The sequence below is a fragment of the Bacillus sp. NH11B genome (assembly GCF_001884205.1).
Taxonomy (GTDB): Bacteria; Bacillota; Bacilli; order Bacillales; family Bacillaceae_G; genus Bacillus_A; species Bacillus_A proteolyticus.
Map to the genome: position 1 here is coordinate 25,520 of NZ_MAOG01000019.1, position 11,490 is coordinate 37,009.

An 11,490-nucleotide genomic window follows, 5' to 3' on the forward strand; every position below is an offset into this window, starting at 1 on the left:
AATGTAATAAAAAGGCAGTGTAACTTTTCGTTACACTGCCTTTTTGTAATAACATATAAATATATTACTTGTTTGAATTTAAATTCATTTTACTTTTACTTGATTTAGCACGGATTTAAACGTATTAATCACTGTATCTACTTCTTCATAACTAATTGTAAGGGATGGTTCAATACGAATTGTTTTTGAGTTAATTAATGTTCCCGCAACGAGAATACCTTGATCAAACATTGCCTTTGACACTTCGTAACCAATCTCGTCTTTATGGAATTCAATACCAATCATTAAACCTTGACCACGAATTTCAAAGATTTTATCTTCGTGTCCTTCTGCTGCTTGTTTCAATCCATTTAAGAAATACGCCCCAACTTCAGCAGCACGTTCTGGTAATTTTTCTTCCAATAATACATGGATTGTTGCAATTGCAGCAGCACATGCGAGAGGATTCCCGCCAAACGTTGTTGTATGCATAAATGGATTTTCAAACCAGCTTTGGAATACTTTTTCTTTCGCAACAATAGCTCCCGCTGGCATTACACCTCCACCAAACGCTTTCGCAAGACAAATAATATCCGGCACAACATCATATAAATCTGCTGCAAACATTTTTCCTGTACGGCCCATTCCAGTTTGTACTTCATCGAAAATAAGGACCGAATCAAACTCATCACAAAGCTCTCGCACTTGTTTCAAATAATTTTCTGGAGGTAAAATAATGCCGCCCTCCCCTTGAATTGGCTCCAAAATAACTGCTGCAACATCTTCTCCTACTAATGCACATGTCTCAAATGTTTTTCTCATCATATCAATATCGCCAAATGGGACATGACGGAAACCCGGAATTAATGGTAAAAATGGCTTACGGAACATTCCTTTTGCCGTCCCAGATAAAGCACCAAGGCTCTTACCATGGAAAGCACGAGTTGTAGAAATGAAAGTTGTTCGTTCACTATACATTTTTGCTAGTTTTAATGCTGCCTCTACACTTTCTGTTCCACTATTTGTGAAGAAGGCATATTTCAAATCACCAGGTGTAATATCCGCTAAAATCTTTGCAAGAATCGCTCGAAGTGGATCTAGTAAATCCTGACTGTGCAATGCTTGACGCTTTAATTGATCTGTTACAGCTTTTACTACTTTCGGATTACGGTGACCAACATTATAAATTCCGAATCCACCTAAACAGTCAATGTATTTCTTACCATTAATATCCATAAAACAAGATCCTTCATCAGACCATTCTACTGCTGCAAATTGTCCATCTTTTGTTACTGTTTTTCTATAAGCAAGAAAACCAGGATTCACATGCTCTCTAAATCCGTCTACTGTTTCTTTTTGAATCCAATTTGCCTCTTCTTCAGATACTTTTTCTTTTTCAATTAACTGTAGTACTTTCGTAATATACTCATTTACATTTAATTCTTTCTCATTCAATTTATTTTTCACGTTCGTTTCCATCTAATTCACCTCTACATTTTTTTTATTTGCAAACCAACCAATAGGTTCTACTTCTAGATTTATATTAATCTGCTTAATTTCTTGAAATTCTTCTAAACCAAACGTTCCTAGACTACGACCTATACCACTTTGCTTATATCCGCCCCAAGGCGCCTCATTGTATGTTGGATGATAGCTATTAATCCACGTAATTCCTGCGCGAAGCTTGCGAATTACACGCATTGCTTTCGCACCATCAACAGTAAATACCCCTCCAGCTAAGCCATAATCTGTACCATTTGCTAACTCAATTGCTTCTTGTTCATTTTCAAACTTTTGAATTACTACAACAGGACCGAAGATTTCTTCCTGGACAATGCGCATATCAGGTTTTACATTAACAAAGACCGTTGGTTCAATAAAGAAACCCTGATCTTTTCCATCTGTCAGTATTCGCTTACCTCCACAAGCAATGTCTGCGCCTTCGTCTTTCCCAATTTCAATGTAGCGTAATACTTTTTCCATATGTTCTTGACTTACAAGTGGTCCCATTTCTGATTCAGGATTATCACCAGGCCCAACGTTAATTTGCTGCGCTCTCTCTACAAAACTATTAACAAATTTATCGTAAACGCTTTCTTCAACAAGGATTCTCGATCCTGCTGAACATACTTGTCCGCTACCTGCATAAATACCAAATAGTGCATAATCAATCGCCGTTTCAAAATCTGCATCTGCAAAAATAATATTTGGTGATTTGCCTCCAAGCTCTAGCGAAATCTTTTTCATATTATCTGCTGCCGTTCTCATAATGTGCTTACCTGTTTTTGTTCCACCTGTAAAGGAAATCATATCCACTTTATGACTCGCTGCAATTTCATTCCCTACTATTGGACCAGCCCCCATTACCATATTGGCAACACCTTTTGGTAGCCCTACTTTTTCAAGGATTTCGAATAGCTTTGTCGCAGTAATTGGTGTCACTTCAGAAGGTTTAAACACAATTGTATTTCCAGCTGCTAAAGCAGGTGCTATTTTCCATACACTCATCAATAGCGGATAATTCCATGGAACAATTAATCCACAAACACCAACTGGCTCTCTTACAACCATCGCTTGCATCGGATCGGCTACATGATATGTTTGACCATCTGGCTTTGTAATCAATCCGGCATAATAGCGAAAACAAGCCGCTGCATCTCCAATATCTCCTTCTGCCTCACGGTATGTTTTTCCATTATCCATTGTTTCAAGGTATACTAATTCTTCCATATTTTTATCAATTTCATCTGCTATTTTAAATAAATATGATGCCCTTTCAGCAGTAGATGTTTCTGACCAAATTCCGCTATCAAAAGCCGCTCTTGCCACTTCTATTGCGTATTTTGCATCCTCAATCGTTCCCTCAGGTGCATATGCTATACCCTTGCCATTCGCAGGGTTAATAATCATCCTTTTTTCTTGATTACTAGAGTCTCTCCATTCACCGTTTACATACATTTTTAAATCTAGCACTATATTGAATCCCCCTTTATCGATTGTTTATATATTTATAAGCAAATTTCATGCCAATATTTAAAATTCAAAAGAATCATACATAAAGTGAAACTTTAATCAGTGGGGGTTTTGTTCATCCCCACTGATTATCAGCCCTCACCAATCCGGCGTTTACGGGCAGCAGGGCTCCAACCTAACTTCTTTGCTCCACCTGAATTTTGAGGTGGGAGTTTTACTGCCCACAAATAGCGGGATAAACTGACTATTTTCTTAAAAATAACAAACATTTTATGCATTTCCGCATACACTATTCCATTTTGCATAAAGTGAGACTTTAATCATTTCCGCTACCGCCTTCACCACTCGGGACTTGAATCCCAGAGAATATGTACATGCTGTGCGCACACAAAAAGGAGAAGTCTATGTGACCTTCTCCTTTTTTAGGAATATGAGATGATATCAGCCGCTATCTCTTTTTCACTAACAATCTTTTGATATTTACGACTCACTGAAGATTGGCTGATTCCAAGAGCTTTTGCAGCCTTAGTCGTTGTTTTATACTGCTTCATTGCAAGTAAAATCAATTGTTCTTCTACAGAATGTAGTGCTTCTTGTAACGGTAATACTCTTGTAATAACTGGTTTTGATTTTTTAAAATCATAGCCAGGTGTTAAAAACTTACTAACAAACTCAGCTTCAATTACCGGATCATCTGCTGATACTACTAAACGTTCAATCATATTTTGTAATTCACGTACATTTCCTGGCCATGAATAAAACTCTAGTAAGTTAAGTGCATCCGGAGTTAGATGATAATTTTTATTATATTTTTCATTTAACTGTTGTAAAAAATGAAAGGCAAGTACTGGAACATCTTCCATTCTCTCTCGTAGAGGAGGAACTTCCAATGGAATTACATTTAAGCGATAAAATAAATCTTCACGGAACGTTCCTGCCTCTACCATCTTTTCAAGACTCTTATTTGTAGCAGCAATGATTTGCACATTTATTTTCATAGGTATTGTACTTCCGATAGGAATTACCTCTTGTTCTTGTAGGACTCTAAGTAATTTCACTTGCAAATGTAAAGGCATTTCTCCAATTTCATCTAAAAATAAAATACCTTGATCAGCTCGCTTAAAATATCCTTCTTTTCCATTTTTATCGGCTCCTGTAAAAGCACCTTTCGTATAACCAAATAATTCACTTTCTAACAAAGTTTCTGGAATTGCACCACAATTTAATTTTAAAAATGGCTTTGAAGATCTGTTTCCAAGTTGATGAATTGCCTGGGCAATTACTTCTTTTCCGACACCAGATTCTCCAGAAATAAGAACGTTGGAAGAAAAATCTGCTATTTTTTTAGCTTGGTTAATAATTTGCTCCATTTTCGGACTACAGTAAATAAGCTTCTTAAGAAAACGATCTTTATTTTTAAAATCATCTAATTCTTTCTTATATTGCTCTGATATCTTCTTTATTTCATGTAATTCCGTCTTCAATCTCGTTGCTTCTGTAATATCTCTTGAGGCAATAATAATGCGGTGAAGCTCTCCGTTTTCATTAAATACAGGATTTCCAACTGCCAATATTTTTCTTCCGCTTTTTGTTTCTTGTACAACTGATACCTTTTTTTGTTGTTCCAGCACTAATCGTGTGACAGATGGACTAAATAATCCTTTCTTTTCTAAGTCTAAAAGATTTTTTCCTAAAAGATCTTTCAAATTACTCCCCCAAAAATCATTGATAACGGTTTCACTGTAACGAATTAATTCCCCTTTATGATTAACAACTAATATTTCATCATAAATACTAGACAAGATTGCATGTAAATCTTTATTTAAATCCTTTATATATTCAATTTCCATCGCCATGTCCTCAACCATCGGCAAATCTTGTACGATAATAACCATTCCTTCAATGCTTTGATCAAAGTTTGGAATAGGACTGTAGTCAACTAATACACCCATCTCATTTGTGATTTGTAATTGATTCAAAATTGTCTTTCCCGTTGCAAATACGCTATTAATTTGTTCTTCATTAAAAATTTGTTCCGCTGGTACATTCATCACTTTTTCAGGTGTAGATTTAATCATCTTCAAACCAGATTCATTGCAATTTACAATTTTCTTTTCACGGTCTACTACAAAAATCCCCATCGGAATAGACGTTAAAATAATTTTCAATATATCAACACTCTGATTTTCTTGTTTAAATAGTTCTGCAAAAATATCTTCTCTTCTTATATATCCTATTAACTCATCCATTTCATTTTTCACTATGGCAATCGGCGCTCCAATAATTTGAAAAAGAGCTGTTAAAGAAATATTTTTACTAAGATAACATATTGTATCTAGCGAAACTGCATTTGAAAGCAACGCCTTGGAATTTAACTCCTTACTGTTTGATAGCAGATCCTTGACATGAACGTATGCAAATAATTTCTCTCCTCTTTTTAAAAATAGAAAAGGTTCTTTTATATTTTCAACATCTATATTCCGTTCCTTTTCGGATTGATCGATAGGTAGAGAAACAATGGGTCTAATTTTATTACGAGCAATGGAAAACATTCTGCTATTCCTCCTTTGGACTACTTAATTTGTATTGTATCATTAAATACAGATTTTTTTAATTAATCTGATAATAAACTTTTTTTCCTTTATTTAATAAAAAAAGGAAGATGAGTGCCTCCATCTTCCTCATTGTTCTATCATTAATCGCTACCACTAACGAAAAGGTCTTCTTGAATATACGCTAATACCATACCTGGAATTACTTTATCGCCTGCCTCTACTTCTAAAGATTGAACTTCTCCACTACATCCCATCTTAATTACTTCCAGTTTACCATTCATATCTTTAATAGAAAATAATGGCTCCCATTCATAAACTCGAGAATCCTTATTAATAGACACTTTTTCAATTATTCCATAACACGGACTCGTAATAATATCATAATACATAATCAATCATCCCTTTCTTTTATTCTATTAATATTGTTCTTCTAACCTTTGTGACTGAAGAATCATATAGAAAAAGCTTTGAAACTCCTCTATGTCCTCTACCTCAATTCCTAGCCTTGTTGCCCAATATTGTTCCTCTCCAATATCTTCTTGGCTTAATAAAACCATTCTCCCATTTTGAATTGAGGTAACCATTGCTTTTCCAAGAAACTGTTGTGAATACGTAACAGCTATATCGTAACGATGACTATTCGACACAATACAGTAATAACTGATTTGTTGTCTCTCCACTTCTTCTAATAAAATATCCAGTTTCATTTTAGCCCTCCCTTTAGGTTAAAAATGCAACCAACCTCTTAGGCGCGATGCTTCTACAATCTTGCGAACCCCTTCAATATAAGCAGCAATTTTCATATTTACTCCAAAGCATTTAGAAGTATCAAGTACGTTAGAAAAACTAGATGTAATTTTCTCCTTTAAACATTGATCAACATATTGCTCCGTCCAGTAATATCCTTGGTTATTTTGACACCATTCAAAATATGAAACAATCACGCCACCAGAGTTTGCTAAAATATCTGGAACAACCAAAATTCCCTTTTCCTCTAACATAGTTATCGCCTCTTTTGTTGTTGGTCCATTTGCAGCCTCAATGATAATCTTACATCCAAGCTTTCCTGCATTATGCTTTGTAATGACTCCTCCAATTGCCGCCGGAATGAGTACATCACATTCTTTTTCTAACAACTCCTGATTAGAAATTGTTTTACTAAAGAGATTCGATACTACACCGAAAGAATCTCTGTTTTCTAGTAAATAAGGAACATCTAGACCGTCTGGATTATAAATTCCTCCTATAGCATCTGATACCCCGACTACTTTCACACCAATATCATATAAATATTTCGCCAAATAACCTCCAACATTCCCAAACCCTTGAATAATAACTCGCATATTTTGCAAAGGAATTTGTTTTAACTCACTTACTAACTGAAGTGTATACAATACACCTTTAGAAGTTGCTGTTTCCCGTCCTTGTGATCCTCCTAACATTAATGGCTTCCCGGTTATAAAGCCTGGAGAGTCAAACTCCCTAATATGGTCATATTCATCTAGCATCCAAGCCATAATTTGCGCATTTGTATACATATCAGGTGCCGGAATATCTTTCGTCGGTCCCACAATTTGACTTACTGCTCTTACATACCCACGACTCAGTAACTCTAGTTCTCTAAAACTCAACTCCTGTGGATTACAAATAATCCCGCCCTTTGCGCCTCCATATGGCAGTCCTGTCACTCCACATTTCAAGCTCATCCAGCCAGCAAGTGCTTTTACTTCTTCTGCCGTAACATCTGGATGAAATCTAATACCACCTTTTGTTGGCCCTGCTGCGTCGTTATGCTGAGCGCGATACCCTTGAAATACCTTTGTTGTTCCATCATCCATGCGAACAGGAATGCTTACTTCTAAAAAACGCATCGGTTTTTTCAGAAATTCGAATACTTCGTCTGGATAACTTAAAAAATGAAGTGCCTCTTTTAATATAGCTTGAAATTCCTCTAAAGGATTTTCAACTTCAACTGTATTTGTATGCTTTTCTGATTGAATCGGCACGATAACACCCCTCTTTATATTTTTACTAATTGTACAAAGCAATAATCATGCCAAGTGAAAATACTATGTTAATCCTATCTTGTTATCCTCCTACTTATGAATCTTTGAATGACTTATGCAATACTGCATGATTACCAGATATAAAACACAAAAGACATCGAAATTTATCCGATGTCTTTTGTGTTTTACACTTCCTGTACTTCTTCAAAATGCATTTGCGGAGGAGCTGAACGGAACATATTTGTAATATATAGAAGGTACCCAATTCCAATAGTAGCCCAGCAAAGCCCTAGAATAAGTGAATGAATATTGAGGTTAAACCATAGTACTGCTACAGTACCAGCACCTAAAATAGGCATAACTAAGAAATTTAAACAATCTTTTATCGTTTTATATCTTTTTTTCTTAATTACATAGTAGGAAATTACAGATAAATTAACAAATGTAAATGCAATAAGCGCTCCAAAATTAATAAGAGATGCTGCCGTTTCTAAATCAATGAATATAGCGGAGAGCGAAATAATTCCTACAATAACAATGTTATATACTGGAGTTCTCCAGCGGGGATGAATGTATCCGAATATTTTCTTCGGAATTACATTGTCTCGCCCCATAACGTACAATAATCTGGATACACTTGTATGAGAAGCTAAACCAGACGCAAGTGTCCCCATAAGCGTTCCTACTAAAAAGAAAGCTTGAAATAGTTTTCCTCCAACATATAGCGCGATTTCTGGAGACGCTGATTCTTTATCTTTAAATACAGATGTATCTGGAAAAATAGACTGTGTAAAATACGTAGTAGTAATGAATAAAACTCCACCAATTAAAGCAGTAAGAAAAATAGCTCGAGGAATTGTTTTCTCCGCGTTTGGTGTCTCTTCTGAAAATGTAGTTACTGCATCAAAACCTAAAAATGAGAAACAAAGAATTGTCGCACCTGCAACTAACGGTGATATTTGTATATCCGATTGAAAAAACGGCTGAATGGAAAAAACTTCTCCTGTTCCCTCTCCCGCTAATAAACCTTTTATAACTAGAAAAACAAACACGGCCATTACTAACACTTGAAATATTACTAAGAACGTATTGAAATTAGCAGTAACATTTACGCTAATCATATTTATTAATGTAACCAGGAGAACAAAACCAATGACCCATACCCAACTAGGAACACTTGGAAAAAATGCTGACATATAAATTCTCGTTAATAGTGCGTTCACCATCGGTAGAAATAAATAATCCAATAACGCGGACCATCCAACAAGAAACCCAAGCCTTGCACTAATTGTCTTCTGCGTATACGTATATGCAGATCCTGCGGTAGGAAAAACCTTTACCATTTTTCCGTAGCTTGCAGCGGTAAACAACATTCCTGCTAATGCAATAAGATAAGCTCCTGGAACATGACCGCCCGTTTTTTCAGAAACGATTCCAAATGTATCAAATCCAACCATCGGTGTCATATACCCGACCCCTAGCATAACAATTGACCAAAGTCCTAATGAACGTTTTAAACCAACTACTTTTCCCACCTATCATTCCCCCTACTTTCTCTATCTAATTTCCATTTAAAAATCGACAGTTAAAAGGAAGCGTTTTCAATTAACTAAATATCACATCAAGTATTACCTCCCTTTTCGTTACTTTTTAAATATTCATGCAATTTTTAAGCCAAAATTTCTAGACTTTGAAAATTCAATATTAAAAAGAACGTATAGGTGTAGTTGGACCTCATTTCTTCTCATTTTTTATTCATTTTTACATAAGTTATTCAATCTCTCATACCACTAAATATGAAAATAAAACTTTAACCCGTGTATTTTCTTTATCCCCACTTCCTCGCAAACTGGGCTTTTACAAGATTAAAACATTTTCATGAAATAATAACATTATGTAAACCATTCATAGCAAAAAAGCTGTCTTCTCTATAAAGACAGCTTTTTCTATAACACTATATTAAAAATTGAATACGAAGTCATCGTCAGCTAACTTTTCAACGTTCGTTGCTTTTACGTAACCATTTCCTTTTACAGAGAAGAAATCATGGTTTTTCGTATCTGTACGTAAACCATTTAAAACGATTGGGTTAATTTCTTCTTCTTCAAACTTCGGCTCAAGCCCTAAGTTCATAAGTCCTTTATTCGCATTGTAACGAACGAAACGATTTACATCCTCTACAAGACCGATAGAAGTGTAAATTTCTTCTGTATATGCCATTTCAATTTCATATAGTTCCATTAATAATTCTTGCGTTTCTTTTTGCACTTCTTGTTGATCTTCTGCAGAAAGTTCTGCGAAGATTTGTTGTGCTAAAATACCGACGAATACGCCGTGAATGGACTCATCACGAATTATTAGGTTAATAATCTCACCACTTGCCGTCAATTTCCCTTGACCTGCTAAATAAAGTGGATAGAAGAATCCACTATAGAATAAGTAACTTTCTAAGAACACACTTGCTACCATTGCCATGTATAACTCTTTTTTCGTTACTTCAGGCTTTAATAAACGACGATAGTAATTAGTAACAATACCAGCTTTTTTCTCAAGTAATGGATGGTTATCTACCCATTCAAAAATATCATCAATTTCTTCTTCAGTAGCTAACGTTGTGAAAATATGACTGTAACTCTTCGCATGTACTTCTTCCATAGCGCCCATGAAAGCTAATACACTTTTCGCTTGTAAATTTTCAAGATGAACAAGCACAAGAGGCATCCCTTCGCCACCTTGTTTCGTATCTAAAAGTGTTAAACCACCTAATACACGCTTATAAGCAATTTGCTCTTCTTTTGATAATTGTGCCCAAGTATTTTTGTCAGAAGACACTGCGATTTCTTCTTCTGTCCAAAACTGAGCGATGTTTTGCTTCCAAAACATTAAACTAAAATCATCTTCTTTTTTGTTCCAGTTTACCGCACGCATTAAATCGCCCCTTCTCTAAATAAACATAAAAAAATTGATAACTAAGCATGAGCAGGGTTCAGAAAAACCCTGCTCATAATGTCTCACTTTTTATATTAAACGGTACAAGCCACGCACTCTTCTACGCTTAATTTACGTGTTCTCGTATAATAAAGACTCTTCAAGCCTTTTTTATGTGCATAAATGTAGTAACGTGCTAACTCACGTGTTGAAATATCACTATTAACATAAAGAATAGTACTAATTCCTTGGTCAATATGTTCTTGAATTTCCGCGATTAAATCAATTAATTTAAACTGATTCATATCGTAAGAAGATTTATAGTACCAGAATGTATCTTTTGATAAATACGGCATTGGATAATATGTTGTCGCATTCGCATACGTTCTTGATTCAATTTGACTTACGATCGGCATTACGCTTGAAGTTGCATTTTGAACGTAACTAATCGATTGTGTCGGAGCGATTGCAAGACGATATGAATTATATAACCCATTCTTCTTCACTTGCTCTTTTAAACTTGTCCAATCTGCTTTTGTTGGAATATGAATTCCTTCAAATAATTGCTGAACTTTTTCAGTTACTGGGCTGTAATCTGTCGTTTCATACTTTTCAAAGTATGTGCCGTTCGCATAATCAGACTTATCGAAGTCTTTAAATGTTTCGCCTTTTTCTTTAGCGATTTCCATACTTTTCTCAATCGAGTAGTAATTTAACATCATAAAGAATGTACGAGCGAACTCTTTCGCTTCTGCACTTTCATATGCGATTTTATTTTTTGATAAATATCCGTGTAAATTCATTGCTCCAAGTCCAACTGAATGAAGCTCATCATTTGCTTTTTTCACAGTTGGCGCATTCGGAATGATCGTCATATCAGAAACAGCTGTTAAAGCTTCCATCCCCGCATGAACTGCTTCACGAATTTCTTTATTTTCCATTACATTTACGATATTTAACGACCCTAAGTTACAGTTAATATCACGACGGATAATGTCATCTGTACCGTAATCATTGATTTCAGAAGTTTCTTGAAGCTGGAAGATTTC

At 35.3% G+C, this 11,490-nt stretch carries 9 protein-coding genes; all 9 read right to left on the reverse strand.

Annotated elements, in window-relative coordinates; all coding sequences use genetic code 11:
• Nucleotides 1-84: 84 nt before the first annotated feature.
• The gene (locus tag BAU27_RS04500; protein WP_071770213.1) at nucleotides 85-1,458 is read right to left on the reverse strand and encodes a putrescine aminotransferase; all 1,374 of its coding nucleotides are present in this window, start codon (nucleotides 1,456-1,458) and stop codon (nucleotides 85-87) included.
• Entirely contained in the window at nucleotides 1,459-2,952 is a 1,494-nt protein-coding gene (locus tag BAU27_RS04505) for an aldehyde dehydrogenase family protein (protein ID WP_071770214.1), read from the reverse strand.
• 422 nt (nucleotides 2,953-3,374) lie between these two features.
• The gene (locus BAU27_RS04510) at nucleotides 3,375-5,504 is read right to left on the reverse strand and encodes a sigma 54-interacting transcriptional regulator (protein WP_071770215.1); all 2,130 of its coding nucleotides are present in this window, start codon (nucleotides 5,502-5,504) and stop codon (nucleotides 3,375-3,377) included.
• 143 nt (nucleotides 5,505-5,647) lie between these two features.
• On the reverse strand, nucleotides 5,648-5,896 hold the full coding sequence (locus BAU27_RS04515) for a biotin/lipoyl attachment domain-containing protein (protein WP_000291044.1): 249 nt from the start codon (nucleotides 5,894-5,896) through the stop codon (nucleotides 5,648-5,650).
• 27 nt (nucleotides 5,897-5,923) lie between these two features.
• Nucleotides 5,924-6,214 (reverse strand): SAV0927 family protein, encoded by a 291-nt coding sequence (locus BAU27_RS04520; RefSeq protein WP_071744781.1) that lies wholly within the window; start codon nucleotides 6,212-6,214, stop codon nucleotides 5,924-5,926.
• Nucleotides 6,215-6,232: 18 nt separating this feature from the next.
• Nucleotides 6,233-7,513 (reverse strand): Glu/Leu/Phe/Val family dehydrogenase, encoded by a 1,281-nt coding sequence (locus tag BAU27_RS04525; RefSeq protein WP_083595869.1) that lies wholly within the window; start codon nucleotides 7,511-7,513, stop codon nucleotides 6,233-6,235.
• A 185-nt stretch (nucleotides 7,514-7,698) separates the two neighbouring features.
• A complete protein-coding gene (locus BAU27_RS04530; protein WP_071744779.1) occupies nucleotides 7,699-9,048 on the reverse strand; it encodes an APC family permease in 1,350 nt (449 codons plus the stop codon).
• A gap of 424 nt (nucleotides 9,049-9,472) precedes the next feature.
• Complete coding sequence (nrdF, locus tag BAU27_RS04535; RefSeq protein WP_071770216.1) at nucleotides 9,473-10,441, reverse strand: class 1b ribonucleoside-diphosphate reductase subunit beta; 969 nt, start codon at nucleotides 10,439-10,441, stop codon at nucleotides 9,473-9,475.
• 95 nt (nucleotides 10,442-10,536) lie between these two features.
• Entirely contained in the window at nucleotides 10,537-11,487 is a 951-nt protein-coding gene (locus BAU27_RS04540) for a ribonucleotide reductase large subunit (protein WP_327818117.1), read from the reverse strand.
• Nucleotides 11,488-11,490: the final 3 nt, after the last annotated feature.

Bases quoted from the DNA above. Each gene is read 5' to 3' on its own strand.
- BAU27_RS04500 (WP_071770213.1), bottom strand. From the start codon at position 1,458: ATGGAAACGAACGTGAAAAATAAATTGAATGAGAAAGAATTAAATGTA.
- BAU27_RS04510 (WP_071770215.1), bottom strand. From the start codon at position 5,504: ATGTTTTCCATTGCTCGTAATAAAATTAGACCCATTGTTTCTCTACCT.
- BAU27_RS04515 (WP_000291044.1), bottom strand. From the start codon at position 5,896: ATGTATTATGATATTATTACGAGTCCGTGTTATGGAATAATTGAAAAA.
- BAU27_RS04520 (WP_071744781.1), bottom strand. From the start codon at position 6,214: ATGAAACTGGATATTTTATTAGAAGAAGTGGAGAGACAACAAATCAGT.
- nrdF (WP_071770216.1), bottom strand. From the start codon at position 10,441: ATGCGTGCGGTAAACTGGAACAAAAAAGAAGATGATTTTAGTTTAATG.